The sequence below is a fragment of the uncultured Bacteroides sp. genome (genome assembly GCF_902472605.1).
Taxonomy (GTDB): domain Bacteria; phylum Bacteroidota; class Bacteroidia; order Bacteroidales; family Bacteroidaceae; genus Phocaeicola.
Window position 1 is genome coordinate 19,364 of the sequence record NZ_CABROP010000002.1, and the last position, 19,600, is coordinate 38,963.

The 19,600-nt window shown below is 48.4% G+C and carries 13 protein-coding genes; 9 read left to right on the plus strand and 4 right to left on the minus strand.

Annotated elements, in window-relative coordinates; translation table 11 throughout:
- Nucleotides 1-41 precede the first annotated feature (41 nt).
- Nucleotides 42-1,142: a DNA polymerase IV gene (dinB, locus tag RDP42_RS00680; protein WP_308762118.1), complete on the plus strand. Its 1,101-nt coding sequence runs from the start codon at nucleotides 42-44 to the stop codon at nucleotides 1,140-1,142.
- 148 nt (nucleotides 1,143-1,290) lie between these two features.
- Here the strand turns inward: dinB and RDP42_RS00685 are convergent, their stop codons facing one another.
- From RDP42_RS00685 to trmB, 4 genes are all read right to left on the minus strand, one after another.
- Complete coding sequence (locus RDP42_RS00685) at nucleotides 1,291-2,898, minus strand: RagB/SusD family nutrient uptake outer membrane protein (protein ID WP_308762119.1); 1,608 nt, start codon at nucleotides 2,896-2,898, stop codon at nucleotides 1,291-1,293.
- Nucleotides 2,899-2,916: 18 nt separating this feature from the next.
- Nucleotides 2,917-6,198 (minus strand): TonB-dependent receptor, encoded by a 3,282-nt coding sequence (locus tag RDP42_RS00690; protein ID WP_308762183.1) that lies wholly within the window; start codon nucleotides 6,196-6,198, stop codon nucleotides 2,917-2,919.
- 715 nt (nucleotides 6,199-6,913) lie between these two features.
- A complete protein-coding gene (locus tag RDP42_RS00695; RefSeq protein ID WP_204474742.1) occupies nucleotides 6,914-8,011 on the minus strand; it encodes an Mrp/NBP35 family ATP-binding protein in 1,098 nt (365 codons plus the stop codon).
- Between the two features lie 17 nt (nucleotides 8,012-8,028).
- A complete protein-coding gene (gene trmB, locus RDP42_RS00700; RefSeq protein ID WP_308762120.1) occupies nucleotides 8,029-8,787 on the minus strand; it encodes a tRNA (guanosine(46)-N7)-methyltransferase TrmB in 759 nt (252 codons plus the stop codon).
- Nucleotides 8,788-8,922: 135 nt separating this feature from the next.
- Between trmB and RDP42_RS00705 the strand changes: the two genes are divergently transcribed.
- The 8 genes from RDP42_RS00705 (at nucleotide 8,923) to RDP42_RS00740 (ending at nucleotide 19,599) form a co-directional block, all read left to right on the plus strand.
- Complete coding sequence (locus RDP42_RS00705; RefSeq protein WP_308762121.1) at nucleotides 8,923-10,665, plus strand: fimbrillin family protein; 1,743 nt, start codon at nucleotides 8,923-8,925, stop codon at nucleotides 10,663-10,665.
- Nucleotides 10,666-10,733: 68 nt separating this feature from the next.
- On the plus strand, nucleotides 10,734-11,603 hold the full coding sequence (locus RDP42_RS00710; RefSeq protein ID WP_308762122.1) for a hypothetical protein: 870 nt from the start codon (nucleotides 10,734-10,736) through the stop codon (nucleotides 11,601-11,603).
- A gap of 10 nt (nucleotides 11,604-11,613) precedes the next feature.
- Nucleotides 11,614-13,011: a S41 family peptidase gene (locus RDP42_RS00715; protein WP_308762123.1), complete on the plus strand. Its 1,398-nt coding sequence runs from the start codon at nucleotides 11,614-11,616 to the stop codon at nucleotides 13,009-13,011.
- A 136-nt stretch (nucleotides 13,012-13,147) separates the two neighbouring features.
- Nucleotides 13,148-14,641: a TolC family protein gene (locus RDP42_RS00720; protein WP_308762124.1), complete on the plus strand. Its 1,494-nt coding sequence runs from the start codon at nucleotides 13,148-13,150 to the stop codon at nucleotides 14,639-14,641.
- 9 nt (nucleotides 14,642-14,650) lie between these two features.
- Entirely contained in the window at nucleotides 14,651-15,634 is a 984-nt protein-coding gene (locus tag RDP42_RS00725; protein ID WP_308762125.1) for an efflux RND transporter periplasmic adaptor subunit, read from the plus strand.
- An 8-nt stretch (nucleotides 15,635-15,642) separates the two neighbouring features.
- Nucleotides 15,643-16,818, plus strand: coding sequence for an ABC transporter permease (locus tag RDP42_RS00730; protein WP_204478616.1), 1,176 nt, complete (start codon nucleotides 15,643-15,645; stop codon nucleotides 16,816-16,818).
- Between the two features lie 13 nt (nucleotides 16,819-16,831).
- A complete protein-coding gene (locus RDP42_RS00735; RefSeq protein WP_308762126.1) occupies nucleotides 16,832-18,094 on the plus strand; it encodes an ABC transporter permease in 1,263 nt (420 codons plus the stop codon).
- 131 nt (nucleotides 18,095-18,225) lie between these two features.
- Nucleotides 18,226-19,599 (plus strand): TonB family protein, encoded by a 1,374-nt coding sequence (locus tag RDP42_RS00740; protein WP_308762127.1) that lies wholly within the window; start codon nucleotides 18,226-18,228, stop codon nucleotides 19,597-19,599.
- Nucleotide 19,600: the final 1 nt, after the last annotated feature.

Here is a 19,600-nt window from a genome sequence, read left to right on the forward strand (position 1 = left end):
AGAATGTTTTGTTTTTTTGCAGAAAAGCTATCAGCCCTTCCATGAATACCGAACGGAAAATCATCCACATAGACATGGACGCTTTCTATGCGTCGGTCGAACAGCGCGACCATCCGGAACTGAGAGGAAAGCCCATTGCAGTGGGACATGCGGAAAAACGGGGCGTAGTGGCGGCTGCCAGCTATGAGGCCCGCAAATTCGGGGTACGTTCGGCCATGTCGTCCCAGAAAGCGAAGAAACTGTGCCCACAACTGATTTTCGTGGAGGGCCGGATGGAGGTGTACAAAAGCGTATCGGCACAGATACACGAGATTTTCCACGAATATACCGACCTCATCGAACCCATCTCGCTGGATGAAGCTTTTCTGGATGTCACGAACAACAAGAAAGGAATTCCCCTGGCGGTGGACATTGCCCGGGAAATCAAGCAGCGTATCCGCCAGGAACTTCATTTAGTAGCTTCAGCCGGCGTATCTTACAATAAATTTTTAGCTAAAATCGCGTCCGACTACCGGAAACCCGACGGCCTCTGCACCATCCATCCCAACCAGGCAGAAGAATTTATCCGTCATCTGCCCATCGAAGCTTTCTGGGGAGTAGGCCCTATCACGGCCAAAAAGATGCACACGCTGGGCATCTACAACGGAGACACCCTCCGTCAATGTTCCTTGGAAATGCTGCAACGGCAATTTGGAAAGAACGGCCTCATCTATTTCAATTTCGCCCGCGGAATTGACGAGCGGCCCGTGGAAGCCGTCCGCATTCGTAAGTCCATCGGCTGCGAACACACGCTGGAAAAAGATATTTCGGCCGAGATGGCCCTCATTATCGAGCTGTATCACGTGGCGCGTGAACTCATCGAGCGGCTGAAAGCCAAAGATTTCAAGGGAAACACCCTCACCTTGAAGGTGAAATTCGACGATTTTTCCCAAATCACCCGCAGTGTCAGTGTCAAGCACCCCCTGCAACGTCTGGAAGAGATTCTTCCTTTGGCCAAACGGTTGCTGAAGGGGGTGGACCACAGCCAGCACGCCATCCGCCTGGTGGGATTGTCGGTGTCCAACCCAAAAGAGAATTCAACCGAAGAGCTCCCGTCACATTTCGAGCCCATACAGTTAAGCCTGGATTTTAAAGAAGAATGATACTTTAAGTATACCCAATATAAGTCTCCAAGCCCGACAAACCGACAAAAGTTATCACAACAACGTGTTTCTAATAAAAGCCTCGCGCTTGGCCTGCCTCAAAAGAGACAAAGCCAAGCGCGAGAAAATCATACTATCAAGCTGTTATTTAAGATTTACCTTCAGCTTCTTCATAGCCCCAAGTCTGTTTAAGCAGTTCATCCGCATTCAAAACAGTCACATCTACCGGCCACAACAACTTATAAGTTTCATTACTTTTCAATACCGGAGTGGCGGTGCCACCGTTCTGGGAAGGATAACCTGCTTCAGCAGAAAAAGCCAACGGGTTATTATTCGCGTCATGCAAACGGACGATATCAAACCAACGGGTACCTTCTCCCACAAATTCTTTGTCACGTTCGTGCAGGATGGCCAACTCATTTTGAGCATACGAACCGTCTGTATACGCATATTCAGGACCGTATGCATTTCCATAAGCACGCTGACGAATCTGATTGATATAGCTTGCACAAGTACCATTCAAACCATTTTCCACCTCGGCCATCATCAGCAATACATCAGCATAACGGAACATAATGACATCCGAATCATAATAACGGGTTCCATCACTATCCAGATGTCCTCTCATTTTCAGCATAGAAACACCCATTTCCCGTGTAGCAGGGTCTGCCGTGGTGTAATATTCAAAGAAGGTAGCTGCCCGACGGGTATCCTCTTTGTCGAATGTCCGTACGAAACTTTCTTTATATTCGTAACGCAACAAACCTGAGTTGGCTGATTCCAAGGGGTCTGTGTGGTACAAATTACCATCCTCATCATACATCTGTCCAATGAACAGTCCCGGTGAATAAAGGAAATAATCGCCCCACCCTGAGTTCGTGGCTTCATTTTTATCGAAGTGCATGGTCAGGATGATTTCCTTATTACGCTTATTATTGTATGAAAAAATATCACCAAAGTTGTTTTCCAGTTCAAATTGTCCACTTGAAATGATGTCTTGCAATGCCTGACGGGCAATCTGCAAATCGGCCTGCCCTGTGGCAGTATGCGCTCCGGAATAATCATTGGTATTCACCTTGGCAGACCACAAATAAATTTGTGCCTTTAAGAACAAAGTGGAGAAACGCGACCAGGTGGCACGATCCAATTTATCATTTGAACCAAAAGCGGTTTCCGATTTACCAATCTCGTCTTTCAAGAATTGCATGGTCTTTTCTGCCGTGGCACGCTCCATATACATGCTGCTCGGATCCACACTACCGTCCAACAATTTCACCTCTGTTTCCAAAGGAACCCCACCATAGGTACGGTAAAGCATGAAATAATAATATGCACGCATGCCATACGCCTGACCTAAATAGAAATTACGTGAACTTTCACTCAGGAACGTACATCCATTTTCTACCTCTTGAATAAAATGGTTCAACTGAAGCAACTTGTTGTAATAGCCATTCCAATTAGTGATACCTGTACTGGTAGTCGTCAAGGCACTGGTTACAATGGTAGCCCTATCCAGTGAGGTACCTAATGAAGAAGTACCATCCCTCAACGTACCCCCACGAAGTTCACCTAACACCACAGGCGATGTATAATCGTCTCTCAAAAGTTTGTGCAGTCCATTCATAAACGTGGCAACCTGTTCTTCATTCTGCCAATAGTTACCTGTTGCGGCGTAGTCAATCGGAGTCAAATCCAATTCATTACATCCCGTCAGAAAGGCTGTTGCCATAAAAAGTGAGAATATAAATTTTTTCATCTTGTTGTCAATTAGGAGTTAGAAACTTACATTAAGTCCGAATATAACGGAACGCGGCAAGGCATATGAACCATAAGAGCTGGCTCCATATTCTGGAGTAGCCATATTCTTAGCCGGAGTGAGATAACCCAGGTTCTGTCCGGAAACGGAAACCTGTACATTCGTCATTTTCAGTTTGTTTATCCACTGCTTAGGCAAGCTGTAAGACAAGCTAATCTCACGAATTGCCAGATAATTACCTTTGTAAATGAACATAGATGATTCACGGGCATAATTACGCTTACCAAGCTGGTCGGCATAACCGTACATAGGATACTGACCGCCAGGATTATCAGTAGACCAAGTATCAAATACCAAATCTACCGTATTATAAGTTCCCTGCATGTTACCCATAATCCACGGAGTACGATAGTCTATGACAGAATGTCCCAATGCATAGTCGAAGCGTGCATTTAACGCAAGTCCTTTCCAAGTGAATGTGGTGTTGATACCACCCGTCCATTTCGGAATCGTATTGCCGACTTTCACCTTGTCAAAATCATCAATCACGCCATCGCCATTCACATCTTTCCACTTCACGTCACCGGGCTGTATAGGCAAACCAGCCGATTTTTCCGCATCACTCAATGCAGCCCAAGCGTCCGGACCATAAAGCGGCTTATTGTTTGAGCCATTGTTTCCCGTAGAACGGTCAACCAGATTACCCGGAATTTCATCATAGCTTTGATAAATACCTTCGGCCTGGAATGCGTAAATATCACCAGGAGACTGTCCTTCCTGATAACCGCCTACCCACATGGTCTCAGTTCCGTTACCTGTATACACTTCCACTGCATTCTGGCGGTTGCGCAGAAGTCCGTTATACGGCAAGGTGATGATTTTATTTTTATTGAAGGCACCGTTCAGGTCAACATCCCATTTGAAATCACCTGAGTTGATAATGCTGGCATGTACTTCAAATTCAAAACCTTGGTTCTGGATTTCACCGTTATTAGACAAATACTGACTCACACCTACATGAGAAGGCAAAGGAATGTAAGCCAATTTATCTTTCGTACGACGGTTGTAATAGGCCATACTCACTGTATAACGGTTATCCAAGAAACCTAAATCGAGACCTACTTCAAACGTATAGGATTTCTCCCAACGCAATCCCGGATTAGGCAACGTACTCAGCAAAATAGCGGTAGAACCATTATAATTCGTCTGGGTTCCATAAGCTCCCTGTAAAGTATAGTTGCCGATATAATTGGTATCCAAGTTACCGTTGGCACCATAACTTGCACGCAGTTTACTATAGGTCAATACATTTGACCATTTTTCCATAAATTCTTCCTTACTGAGGACCCAACCGGCAGAAATACCTGGGAACAATCCCCAACGATTGTCTTTGGCCAAACGTGAATAACCATCTTCACGCAATACACCAGACACCAGATACTTTCCTTTATAGTCATAATCCACTTTTCCGAAGAAAGACAGAATACGGTTCTGATTGTGCCAAGAGTCGATGTCACGTCCGGTCTGCAATGTAAGTGCCAGATCCTGGAAGTCATCCGTAGGAGCTCCATAACCGGAAGCGAAGAATCCCTTATTTTCGGCAGTATAATATTCCGTACCGGCCATGATATTCAACGAATGCTTGTCTTTGAACGTATGATTATACGTAGCAACCGCATTATAAGTCTGATTCAAGTTGCGGTCGTACTGATCGGAAGAATAGCGGGTGCGATACCATGTATTCGGTCCTGTCAGATAATCGCGGTTGAAGTTCTCATATTTGGTATCTTCATAGTACCAGCTTCCTGTCAGCTTCAGGTCAAGTCCTTTCAAGATATGAATCGTAAAAGCTTGTGAGATGGAGAACTTGTCGGTATTATTATCCCTGTCCAGATACGGCTGAATCAACAATTGGTTGGCATCACGTGTACCACGGGTACCAATCAGCCATTCCCCGTTCGGATTCGTACCACGGAAGGTAGGCGGCACGGTCAATACACGGTTAAAGTAATCTTCGGAAGAAACCGTATCTGCCAGACCATACCACGTGTTATGCGAGAAGTTAAACGAAGAATTGGAAGTCAACCAGGAACGAAGCTTGTAGTCGGCATTGAACGTAAACGTAAAACGCTTGTACCAGTTTCCTACCACATTACCATCCGAGTTATTGTAACCGATACTGGAGAAATAAGTACCTTTTTCGTTACCACCCGACAATTCCAACGTATAATCTTGCGTAATGGCAGGAGAAACAATATTCACGTCAGACATCTGGAAATCCTTGAAAATGATCTTATCCCCATAAACCGGGTCTGTCATGGTTTCCCAGCCTTGATCCAACAGGAAAGCCAGATCGTCCGTATAAATCATCGGACTCCAGTTGGCATTAGTCACCAGATTACCATCGGCAGGCGTACCGTCGGCATTAAAATAAATATTACCGGTACCATAAGGCTGTGCACCCGACAAAGAACTCATATTAATGATACCCTGCGAATTGCCTTTTGAGTCTGTCCAGATATTGGAAGAACGCTGGTAAGCCGTACGCTGCCACCACAAATAGTCGCGTGCTCCAAGGAAATTATAATTATTATGGTAATAGTTGACACCCACTTTGGCCTTCACATTGATGCTGGTATGACCTTCCTTACCACGCTTGGTGGTAATCAAAATCACACCGTTGGCAGCACGGGCACCGTAAATGGCAGTGGCACCGGCATCCTTCATCACTTCCATAGATTCAATGTCCGAAGGATTGATGTCGGCCATAGAACGCTGTACCCCATCCACGATAACCAATGGAGAACCACTTCCGTCCAAGCTGGTACCACCACGCAGAATAATAGTAGGAGTCGCACCCGGGTCACCACTGGTCTGACGCACACTCAAACCCGCAACAGCACCTGACAAGGCTTGCGCCGGATTGGAGTGCAAACCGGAGCTCAACACTTCAGAGTCCACTTTCGAAATAGAGTTGGTCACTTTAGAACGCTGCATACGTCCACCATAAGCAGTCACCACTACTTCATCCAAAATAGCCACATCCTCAGTGAGGGTGACGTTCAAAGGTTGCCCTGTCCATTTCACCTCTTTAGTGGCATAACCGATGTAACTGATAGAAATGAGATCGCCAGAATTGACATTTGAGAGGGTGAAATTACCATCGATATCAGTGATAACGCCATTCGTCGTACCTTTTACGACCACAGAGGCACCGATGATTGCTTCGCCATTGGCATCCTTTACTACACCGGTACATGTTCCGGCCTGTTGTACCACATTCATACCATCCACCTTCATTTCGAAAGGCGTTGCATTAGCTGCTCCTACAGACAAAGCGCCCAAGGCCAGCATCATGGCAATAGATTTATAATTCTTATACATAAGTTTGATTTTTGTTTAGATTTTTAAGGTTATAGATATACGGATGATTGAGCCCCGTAAAACTAAAGATGGGATAAAGAAATAGAACTAAAATATCATAGGCATTCATTTAAGGTTACGAACTAAAGGTTTATCTTTTACAAAGGTACCAAAATACTTATAATAAAAAAATAATATCTCCATTTTTTATTAAAATATTTGAAGAAATAAGGCAAATACAGGCCGTGCAGTATATAAACTCAGGCAAATCATGCCCAATCGGTATATAAATCCTGGGGATTTAACGCCTTTACGTTTCAAATCGAACGCCTTTACGTTTTTCCCCAAACGCACTTGCGCTTTACCTGAAATGCGCTTGCGCTTCAATCCGAACGCACTTACGTTTTTGGACAGCTAAAAAACTCCACTGACCACCCCAGCCTTGACGGGTTGACGGGTTGGCACCGGTTTTTCTAAACTTCCTATACACAGGTGTGGAAAAATATAAAAGTTGTATTTTTCCACACCCACTATATAGAAGTTATAAAAATGCCTGCCAACCCCGACAACCCCGACAAAAAAGGCCCGGAAACGGCATAAAAAAAGCGGTGCGCATTTTCTGCCACCGCTCTCTTTTTACATTTATTAAATATCAATGTGTATGCACAATCTCTGTAGGCGCCTGCTCAGCATTTCGCTTTTCGGTCTGTGTCACCACGTTGCGAGCCAAGTCCATAAAGGCCATGCCGGTGATGGAGTTCTCATCAAGGGCAGCCGGTGTTCCTGCATCGCCGCTTTCACAAATGCTCTGTACGATAGGAATCTGTCCCAGCAAAGGTACGTGCAGTTCTTCTGCCAGACGTTTGGTACCTTCCTTGCCGAACAGGTAATACTTGTGGTCCGGAAGTTCGGCCGGAGTGAACCAAGCCATGTTTTCTACCAAGCCGAGGATAGGCACGTTCACCTTGTCGTTGGTGTACATGTTGATGCCCTTGCGTGCATCGGCCAAAGCCACCTGCTGCGGGGTGCTGACAATCACCGCTCCCGTAATGGCCAGGGTCTGGAGCAAAGTCAGGTGGATGTCACTGGTGCCCGGAGGGGTATCCAACACGAAATAATCCAGTTCGCCCCAGTTGGCATCGGCTACCAGCTGTTTCAGCGCGTTGCTGGCCATACCGCCACGCCACAGCGTAGCCTGGTCAGGGTCTACAAAGAAACCGATGGAAAGCAGTTTGATGCCGTATTTCTCGACCGGTACAATCAGGTCGCGGCCGTTCACTTCTTCTGCATACGGACGGGCATCTTCCACCTGAAACATTTTCGGAACGGAAGGGCCGAAGATATCCGCATCGAGCAGACCTACCTTGTAGCCTAATTTCGCCAAAGCCACGGCCAGGTTGGCAGCCACTGTCGACTTACCGACCCCTCCTTTACCGGAAGACACGGCAATCACATTCTTCACCTGCGGCAGCATCTTGCCCGGTTCGGGACGTGCGGCCTGCTTGCTCTCAGTGGCAATGGTCACTTCCACGTCCTTTGACACATAGGTATGAATGGCGGTCTCAGCCGATTTGACGACTGATTTCATGAAAGGGTCGGTAGGCTTCTCGAAAATCAGCGAGAAACTTACCTTCATCCCGTCAATGCGAAGATTGTCGGCCACCATCTCCGCTTCTACAATATTTTTTCCGTTGCCCGGATAACGCACCGTAGCCAGTGCGTCCATAATCAATTTCGGATAAAGTGTCATATCTTTTCTGTTTTGAATCATTTGCTTGTTTTCAATCCGCTTCGCTTGCTCCGGTTATAGCTCCGGTAATCGTCCAGCTCGATTTCCACGTCAGGTTCCTGAAGTTCTCCCTCCTGCGGCAGACGGAACTGGATGTACTTGATGTTCAGTCCGCGGTCGAGCCACTGCTGTTCGTAATAAGTGCGGATGCTCAGGATGTCATCGTCCATGCCGGAGTGATACAAATCGTCGGTGATGAATTCCACCGGGAAACGGTTGGCCTCCACCATATACTTGGTGTAGGTGAACATGAAATTACTGTCCGTCTTGAGGTGTACCAACCCGTCCGGAATCAGGAAACGGCGGTAACGATTCATGAAATAAGTGGAAGTCAAGCGTTTGGTAGCCTTTTTCATCTGCGGGTCTGAGAAAGTCAGCCAGATTTCGCTCACCTCACCCGGGGCAAAGAAGCGGTCGATGATTTCGATGTTGGTACGCAGAAAAGCCACATTCTTCAAGCCTTCGTGTAAGGCCTCGGTGGCTCCCGTCCACATGCGGGCTCCCTTGATGTCCACTCCGATGAAGTTCTTGCCCGGATAGCGTCGTGCCAGCCCTACGGTGTATTCCCCGCGTCCGCACCCTAACTCCAGGACAATCGGATTCTCGTTCTTGAAGAAATCCTTATTCCAGTTTCCTTTCATGTCGAAAGGCACCTCATCCACCACCGAGTACGGATATTCAAACACATGCGGATATTCCGCCATATCTGCGAATTTCGCTAATTTTCCTTTTCCCATATTTTTCGTGAAACGTTTCCTTAATGCCCGCAAAGGTAAAGTTTTTCGATGGAACACACAACTTTACCCTCAATTACCCGAAAGAATCGGGAAACGAAACCGGCAAACGGCGTTTATACAGGAAAAAGGAAATCCATGAACCTCAAAATACAATTTATCCTCCTCCTGCTTTTGCTGACCTTCAGCTGCAGCAAAGAAACTTCAGAAAAGGCATTCCTTCCCTGGCACATTGAAGGAGCAGCCATCACTCCCTTTTCTGCCTCCTCACGCACTTACACGACCGAACAAGAGAATATCCCTGCAGGCAGCAGCCTCACCCTCTACATTCAAGGAGGACTACAGGCCGAAGCTGTAGAACTCTCCTACAACGGTACCCGGTGGGAAGGCAACGGTCTGCCGAAATGGGAAAACACGTCGCAAAAAGCAACCCTCACCGCCTTCTGCCCTCCCTTTTACCGGGACCAGTCGGTTTTCTATCAGGAAGGACAATTGCGCGACCAACTCATCGCCCAGGAGGAATGTACCTACGGAGAAAACATCCATCTATCTTTCCGGCATCTGTTCGCCCAAATCCGATTTACCGTATCTTCCCGTCTGAATCAACAACTCAGCCAGATAGAGTTCATTCCTTCCGTCTCCGTGGCAGATATCCATCCAGAAACGGGAGAAGTCATCTGCCAGCCCATCTCCACGACGATCTGCATGGAGAAAAGCAAGGACCGAGAATACACCTTCCTGCTTCCTCCTGCCACCCTGTCCATTCAGATACGGATTCACACGACCGCAGGCACCGTCTACGAAAGCACCTTGGAAAACTATCCCTTCCAATCCGGTCATACCTATACCTGCCCCATCAAGATTGCGGGAGAGACCTTAGGCATCTCCTCTGTGGAAGACTTTATTGCCTTCACCCATTTAATTAACGGAGAAGCCTATGGCCAGCGGACCTTGGAAGAATTTGGCGAAAAGACGGGAGAAACCATGACCTATTACCTGAATGAAGACCTGAGCTTTACCCCAGAGGAAGCGGCCCGCGTACAAATGATTGGAGAATATGGCACGGCAGCCAGCTCAGAGAAAAGGCTGTTCAACGACACGTTCGACGGACAAGGACACAGCCTCACCAACCTGCGCTTTACCCAACCTTATAATTACCCTTACTACGCCGCACTTTTCAGCGGAGTGTCTGCCACTGGCGTGGTAAAAAACCTGACTCTCAACCAAGCCATTTACAACAAAAGTTCCGACACGAAGAATGCAGCCTTTCTGGTCGGATTCAACCAGGGAGAAATCAATCATTGCACGCTGCAAGACTGCACCATCGAAAATATAAAAGAGAATAGTGAATTCGGGTGTCTCACGGCTTTTAATGAAGGGACCATTGTAAACTGCCATGTAGACCGCCTTGAACTGAAAACGGATCAGCCCAAAATAGTAAATACCTTAACTCGCTATAACCAAGGAGGCAGCATTTTGAACTGTGCCGCCACCGACTGCTTGCTCAACAAGATAACCGCCCAATGCGGACTGCTCTGCAACGTCTGCGATGACGGGACCATACAAAACTGCTACATCAAGGCCAAGGACGGTATCAACTACTCCAACTTCCATCCCATATGCCTGAATACAAAGGGAACCAGCACTCTGCGGTGCTGCTACTATTCACCAGGCTTTATACAAGCTCCCGTAGGATCCCCCACTGGGACCCTTCACACCGATTCCATTATAAAATACGCCAACACCACCGAGGATCAGGAGCTCCTGCTGAAAATACTCAACCAATGGATACTCGGTAGCGGGAAGCGTCTCTTTCCCCATCTTACTTTCTGTCATTGGGAAAAAGGGGAAACCTTGCCTGCCGTACTGGTATCCCCATAATTTTTCTAAAAATAAAAGATGGTATCTATAAATGTTGTATTTTTGCGCCAAATGCAAAAACCGGAATCATGAATAATAAGAAACTGATTATCGCGATTATCATATTGGCTGTCATTGCAGCCATAGTATCGTTCTTTGCCGTAAACGAAGCGCGCAAGAACAAAGAAATGAGCCAGCTTTTTGAGGTGGAAAAACAAGAAATGGAAAATGAATACAGTACGTTTGCCACCCAGTACGACGAGCTCCAGGTACAGATTAACAACGACTCCCTGCGCGAGAAACTGGAAAGTGAAAAGCTGAAGACACAGCGTCTGCTGGAAGAACTCCGCCAGGTGAAGACCAGCGATGCAGCCGAAATCATGCGATTGAAGAAAGAACTGAAGACCGTGCGCGCCGTATTACGGAGCTACGTGATGCAGATTGACTCCCTAAACAAGATCAACGCGGCCCTGATGCAGGAAAATCAGGAAGTAAAGACCAAATATTCAGCAGCTACCGCGCAAATCTCCAACCTGTCGCAGGAAAAAAAGAGCCTGAACGAGAAAGTGACCTTAGCTGCACAACTGGATGCAACCAACATCCGGGTACAGACCCTGAACAAACGAGGACGGGAAACCGACCGGGTGAAGAACATCAAAAAGATTGCCATCTCGTTCACCATTGTCAAGAACATCACGGCGCAGACCGGCAACAAGACCCTCTACCTGCGCATTGCCAAACCGGACAACGAAGTGCTGACCAAGAGCGCCAGCAACCAGTTCAAGTACGAAGACAGAAACATCGCTTACTCTATCAAGAAATACATTGAATACACAGGTGAGGAACAGACAGTTACTGTATACTGGGACGTAGAAGAATTCTTAGCAGCCGGTACTTATCAGGTGTATATCTTTGCCGACGGCAACATGATCGGACAGGGTTCATTCAGAATGAAATAATTCGGGAAACATGAGAACACGTGTCCACTTTCTGATATACAGCTGCCTCGCATTGATGGGCCTGCTGTCTTCCTGCGGCGAAGACCGTTCGGGGGAATATTACGCCTTGATTGCTTCCAAAACATGGATTTACGACGTGATGCAGGAGAACTATCTCTTTTACGAGGACATCCCGGCGGAAGAAAAGCTGGACTTTTTCAAAAAGCCTGCAGAATTCTTGGCTTCGGCTGTATCTTCAAAAGACCAGAAAAACGGGTATGTGTTTTCTCATGTAGATTCGGTTTTATCCCGTGCCACCAGTACTTACCCCTGCTTCGGAATGGAAGCGACCTTGGTACGTACGGAAACGGGGACACACGCCCTGCGTGTCTTATATATCCAGCCCGATTCTCCGGCACAGGAAGCTGGATTGAAACGGGGAGACTGGATCATTGCTGCCGACAACCGGACAATCTCCGCCAACGACTATTCTACCTATGTCTCTCAGCCTAAGAAAGCCTATAGTTTTACATTGGGAAAATACAATCCGTATCCCGAAAATGTGGATGACCCGGAATTCAACTACATTGAATTTGATACGCTCGGTACGGTACAGATGCCGGCTCCCCGTTATGTAGAGGAAAAAGACGTACTCAAGACAGGTATCGTCTCTTCCGGAAGCCGGAAAGCCTTCTACCTGCTCTACAACGAATTCGACGAGAATACGGATTTGCTGAAAGAAGTCCTCTCGCAGATGAGCGGACAACAGTTTGACGACGTGATTCTGGACCTGCGCTACAACCCGGGAGGCTACGTCAGCACCTCGCAACTGCTCAGTACAGCCTTGGCTCCTGCCACTGCCATGGGACAACCTTTCCTGCACATGACCTACAACGATAAGCTCAACAAGACAGAAACGCTGAATTTCGACGCCAGTCTGCTGCCGGGAGGAACCAGCCTCTCCTATCAAAACCTGTATGTCATCACTTCCGGCAATACGGCCTCGGCCTCGGAAATCGTCATCAACTGCCTGAAGCCTTACATGGAAGGACGCTTATTCCAAGTAGGAATGCCGACGTATGGAAAGAATGTAGCCCAGCAGCTGTTTACCGATGAAGGAGCTCCAGGAATCGAACTGTGGCTCACCACGACTTACCTGAGCAACTCGCAAGGATACTACGATTATTTTACCAACGGACTTCAGCCCGATTTTGAAGCCGAAGAAAATTACGAGAGTGACTTGGGCGATTTAGGCTCCGACACTGACCCGCTCATGCAACCGGTTCTGTACAGAATGGCTCACGGAAATTTCCCAACCACTACCACAGAAACAGAGGCCACTACGCTCAGCCGCAGCCGTCAGACCTGCCGGATACAGGTGCTGGTGGACCCCATTGCCCGTAAACCACGTCTCAGCCTGATTAAATAAAGAAAACAGATTTCCTCACTTCTTACAAATAAAGCTAATTTACCATTTCTTTTCAACAAAATGCTTTGACGATTTGTTGTAATGTCATACATTTGCACCGTTGCATAAGCAACCAAATATAAAGTCAGCATCAGCAATGAAAAGAATTACAAGTTTACTCTTACTGCTCAGTACAATTCTCAGCAGTCACGCCCAGCAGGTACTTACCCTGGACAGCTGCCGGGCACTTGCCCTGGCCAATAACAAAGAGTTACGGATTTCACAAGAGAAGGTAAATGCCGCCCACTATGAGAAGAAAGCTGCCTTTACCAATTATCTGCCCAAGATTGACCTTACAGGGGGCTACATGCGTACGCAGAAAGAAATCTCCCTGCTAAGTGACGCGCAGAAACAAACCCTCGGAAACTTGGGTACGACTGTCGGCGGACAGCTCCAGCAAGGTATGCAGTCGGCTGAATTTCAAGCAGCCATGCAGCAACTGGCAGCCCAAAACCCTGGACTTGCTGCCGGCTTGCAAGGACTCCTTCCCGGAGCGGTATCCGGACTCACCTCCGGACTGAACAGCATCGGCCAAAGTCTGGTAGACGCCTTCCATACGGATACGCGTAACCTGACCATCGGAGCGGCTACCCTCACCCAACCTCTGTTCATGGGAGGAAAAATCATTGCCTACAACAAAATCACCAAATATGCTGAACGCCTGGCCGAATCACAGCACGCCACCGGCATGCAGGACCTGATTCTACAGACCGACCAAGTGTACTGGCAAATCATCTCGCTCGTCAACAAGAAAAAGCTGGCCGAAAACTTCCTGGAACTGGTACAGAAACTGGACTCGGATGTAGACAAGATGATTGCCGAAGGCGTAGCCACCAAGGCCGACGGGCTTAGCGTAAAAGTGAAAGTCAACGAAGCCGAGATGATGCTGACACAAGTGGACAACGGACTGAACTTGTCGAAGATGCTGCTGTGCCAGCTGTGCGGACTCCCGCTCGACAGCCAATTCCAACTGGCCGACGAAAGCATGAAAGACCTGCCGTTGCCCAACACCTATACCGAAGCGAACGTCAGCACGGCCCTGAGCAACCGCGAAGAGCTGAAGAGTCTGGAACTGGCTTCGGAAATCTATCGTCAGAAAGTCAACATCGCCCGTTCGGAGTTCCTTCCGTCGGTAGCCCTGACTGCCAATTACCTGGTGACCAACCCGTCGCTGGTCAACGGATTTGAAAACAAATTCCGCGGCATGTGGGCAGCCGGAGTCATCGTGAAAATTCCGGTGTTCCACTGGGGAGAAGGTATATATAAGGTGAAAGCTGCCAAAGCGGAAGCCAACATCGCCCGCTACAAACTGGAAGACGTCAAGGAGAAAGTGGAACTGCAAGTCACCCAGAACTCCTACAAGGTAAACGAATCGACCAAGAAACTGGCACTGGCCGAAAAGAACATGGAAAAAGCAGAAGAAAACCTGCGCTATGCCAACTTAGGATTTAAAGAAGGGGTAATCCCGACCAGCAACGTACTGGAAGCACAGACCGCCTGGTTCTCGGCCCAGTCTGGCAAAATCGACGCACAAATAGACGTCAAAATGAGTGAATTGTATCTGAATAAATCAATGGGAATTTTAAAATAACACAACAATATGGAAAAGACACAACGCAACAATATCATGCTGGCTTTCTTCACACTGTTAGCCGTGATTGTGATCGTGAGTATCATCGGATTCTTCACCCTGGGAAAAGGTCCTGAAATCATCCAGGGACAAGCGGAAGCCACAGAATACCGGGTATCCAGCAAGGTGCCGGGACGTGTTTTGAAGTTTTTTGTCAGCGAAGGAGACAAGGTAAAGGCAGGCGACACGCTCGCCATCCTCGAAGCGCCCGACGTCATGGCCAAACTGTCGCAGGCACAGGCAGCCGAACAGGCAGCTCAGGCACTGAACGAAAAGGCCCTGCGCGGTACCCGCAGTGAACAGTTGCAGGCCGCCTATGAAATGTGGCAGAAAGCCAAAGCCGGACTGGATATTGCCGAGAAATCCTACAACCGTGTGAACCGCCTCTATGAAGAAGGGGTGATGACGGCGCAGAAAAGAGACGAAGCCAAAGCACAATATGAGGCTATGAAAGCTACCGAACGTGCCGCCAATGCCCAGTACACCATGGCCAAGAACGGTGCCCAGTGGGAAGACAAAGCCATGGCAGCCGCTCAGGTGGAACGTGCCAAAGGAGCCGTAGCCGAAGTTTCTTCTTACGTATCGGAAACTTACCTGACCGCTGCAGCCGACGGCGAAATCTCAGAGATTTTCCCGAAAGTCGGTGAGCTGGTAGGTACCGGTGCCCCCATCATGAACGTGGCCCAGCTGGACGACATGTGGTTGACCTTCAACGTACGAGAAGACTTTCTGAAAGACTTTACCGTAGGGAACAAAATCAAAGCGTATGTACCGGCCTTAGAAAAAGAGGTGGAACTTCAGGTGACCGTTATGAAAGACTTAGGAACTTACGCAGCTTGGAAGGCGACCAAGACCACCGGTCAGTTCGACCTGAAAACATTTGAAGTAAAGGCAAAACCCGTACAGACGGTAGAAAACCTGCGTCCGGGCATGTCTGCCATCATTGAAAAGTAAAAATTACCATGTCGAAAACCACCTGTCAATGTTTTCTCCGGATTGTACGACGGGAAATCCTTCGTATAGCCACCAAACCCATGTACCTGTTCTGCATGGTCATCGCTCCCGTATTCTGTTTCCTGTTCTTCACGACGCTAATGGGAAACGGGCTGCCGACCAATCTGCCGGCAGGGGTGGTGGACCTCGACAACACCGCCACGACACGCAGCATTATCCGCAACCTGGATGCCTTCCAGCAGACCCAGATTGTGGCACACTATCCGAGTGTGACGGAAGCACGACAAGCCATACAACGAGGAGAAATCTATTCATTCTACTATATTCCGAAAGGAACCACCGAGGAGGCTCTGGCTCAACGACAACCTAAAGTATCGTTCTATATCAACTATTCTTACCTGATAGCGGGATCTCTGCTCTACAAAGACCAGCGCACCATGTCGGAACTGGCCTCTGCCGCCATCGGACAGGCCACCCTGTTGGCCAAAGGAGCCACGGAAGACCAAGCACTGGCCTTCCTGCAGCCCGTGGTGATTTCCACGCACGCCCTGAACAATCCGTGGCTGAACTACTCGGTGTATCTGTGCAACACCCTGTTTCCGGGTATCCTGATGCTGCTGATTTTCCTGACCACCGTGTATACCATCGGTACGGAACTCAAGGAAAACACGGCCAAAGAGCTGATGCAAATGGCCGACAACTCCATTGTTACGGCACTGACTGGAAAGCTGTTTCCACAAACGGTGACCTTCTTCATCATGGCCACCTTCTACAACGTATACCTGTATGGCTTCCTGCACTATCCGTGCAACAGCGGAATCTTTCCGATGCTACTGGCCGGACTGCTGCTGGTACTGGCCTCACAAGCCTTCGGAGTCTTTCTCTTCGGGCTATTCGGTTCCCTGCGACTGGCACTGAGTGCGGCTTCCCTCTGGGGAGTCATCTCGTTCTCCATATCGGGATTCACCTTCCCGGTGATGGCCATGCACCCCACCCTGCAGGCGTTGTCCGTACTGTTCCCCTTACGACACTATTTTCTGATTTACGTAAACCTGGCGCTGAACGGCTACCCGATTATCTACGCCTGGCATGCGGTAACAGCCTTGCTGCTGTTCATGCTGCTGCCTTTCTTCATCCTGAAGAAACTGCGCACCGCCATGCTCCATTACGTCTATATACCTTAATACACTTGCAGTCATGAAAAAAGAATCATTACGACAAACCATACGACAAGGCTTTTCAGGACTCTTCCACATTTGCGCACAAGAACTGAAAGCGGTCTTCAAGGACCAGGGAGTGCTGATATTCTTCCTGCTGGTTCCTCTGGCTTATCCGCTGGTGTATGCGTTCATTTACACCAACGAAGTAGTACGTGAGGTACCGGTAGCCGTGATTGACCACAGCAATACCGCCCTGAGCCGGGAATTCATCCGCTCCATCGATGCCAGTGCCGACGTGCATATCCAATCCCACTGCGCCGACCTGGAAGAAGGCAAGACCCTGCTGAAAGAGACCAAGGTATACGGGCTTGTCTACATTCCGGAAAGCTTCGGCAAGGACATTGCTTCCGGAAAGCAGACCACCGTGAGCGTGTATTGTGACATGAGCGGTATGCTGTACTACAAAGCCTTGGTGTTGGCCAGTACCAATGCCTCGCTGACGCTCAACAAACAAATCCAGATCAAACGCCTGGGGAATACCACCGAGCGACAAGATGAAGTCAGTACAGCCCCCATCGAATACGAAGATATCTCGCTGTTCAATCCACAGGACGGATTTGCCAGCTTCCTGCTTCCGGCCGTATTGATGCTGATTATCCAGCAGACCTTACTCTTGGGAGTCGGACTCTCAGCCGGTACTGCCCGCGAAAACAACCGTTTCCGCGACTTAGTGCCCATCAGTCGGCAATACCAGGGAACGATACGCATTGTAGGGGGAAAAGCCCTGGCCTATTTCCTTGTATATGCCATTGTGACAGCCTACATCCTGTGTCTGGTGCCAAAGATGTTCAGTCTGGTACAGATAGCCCAGCCTTCTACCCTGTTAGCATTTGCCGTGCCTTACGTGCTGGCTTGTATCTTCTTTGCCATGACCTGCTCCATCTTCATTCATCACAGAGAATCGTGCATGATGATTTATGTATTTACCTCGGTACCTTTGCTGTTTATCTCCGGTATATCCTGGCCGGGAGCAGCCGTGCCTGCCTTCTGGAAGGGCTTCTCTTATCTGTTCCCTTCCACCTTCGGCATCAATGGTTTCGTGCGAATCAACAACATGGGAGCCACACTACCCGAAGTGCTGTTCGAGTACAAGGCTCTCTGGATACAGACACTGGTTTATTTCTTTACCACCTGCCTCGTCTATCGCCGGCAAATCATCTTGAGCCGCCAGCATGCCTTGGAACGTCTGCGTATGTGTAAACTGCGCAAACTGGCCTCAAAGGCTTCACACGAACTTTAAACGAATCTTCTCATCCCTATTATCCGGTTTTGTATCGTTTGCAAAGCCGGATAATTTATTTTTATTAACGTCTGAGTACGAGTGAATACTATAGAATACTTGTAGCTTTGCGAATATTTACGAATGTAGTTATGAAACAGCTTATTTATTATATACTGGCCGGACTTGCTCTTCTTCAGGTGACTGCCTTGAAACTGCAAGCCACGATACTTCAAGAGCAAACACAACGCTTCCGCATTACCGTACTCAACACCGCAGGTGAGCCTCAGCAGGGCATTATCCTGAGAGTGGTCGGATACAGCAACGAATATATCAGCGACGAACAGGGACTGATTGATTTTGAGCAAATGACCGACAAGAACTACGCGCGTACTGCCAATTTCTATCTCCCTACGGACCGCAACAAATCACTCAAATCTTTGAGACTGGACCAAGCCGCACAAGACACGATTATCCGCATAGACCGTCCGGAGGATTTGGTAAGGTTCAAACAAAGCGGAAAAACTTTCACAGCGAAAGGCATACTGAAAGAGGGGGGAAGACCTATTCCGCATGCAGAAATCAGCGTACAAGGTACAGGCAGACACACCTTCTCCAATAAAAACGGAGAATTCACCATCGAAGCAGACTATAGCCACGTAATTATGGTCCGGGCAGAAAGCATGGAAAACAAATACCTCGACAGTGAGGCCTTTCTGCAACAGCCCGACCAGCCCTTGGAAATACACATGGTAAAGAAGGGAGCCGACCGGATTTATCACGTGGTAGAAACCATGCCGGAATACCAGGGCGGTATGAAGGCGTTTTTCAATTATGTCAAACGGAAAGCCCGTACGACCGAACTGGCAGAAAAGACCCAAAAGGAAGGAGCCGTCATGATTCAGTTTGTGGTAGAAAAAGATGGCAGCATCACTTCCCCCAGTATCGTCAGAGGACTGGATGCCCGACTGGATACGGCTGCACTGGATGCAATCAGGGTGATGCCCGACTGGATTCCGGCAAAAGACCACGGCATTCCGGTACGCTGCAAATATTCCGTACCGGTACCGTTCAAGCGCCCTCAACCGGCCAAGCCAGCTTCTACACCGAAAGCTCCCAAAAAGCCAGTCGTTCCCCAAGACAGCCTCAAGCAACTCCAACCCATTCCGGTGGATTCGCTCCAACGGGATACCACGCTACAAACTGTACCACCTGCTCTGACAGACTCTTTGACGACAGATTCATTGCAGAAAGATACGACCCTGGTAGCACCGACCGACAGTCTCACGCTCAAACAGGCAGTACCGTCGTCCACCACCTCAGAGGCTGTAGAAGCAAAGCCCAAGAAACGGAACTTCCTGGTACGCTTCTTCCGCTGGCTTTTCGGCATAAAGGATAAAGAAACTCCAGCACAGAAGCCGGAAGAGCCACAGGAACCGGAAGAGCCACAGGAGGAACTTTCGCCTTCGGAGCCTGACCCTGCTCCTCCAATTGCAGAAGAAAAAACAGATGTAAAACAAAAATAAG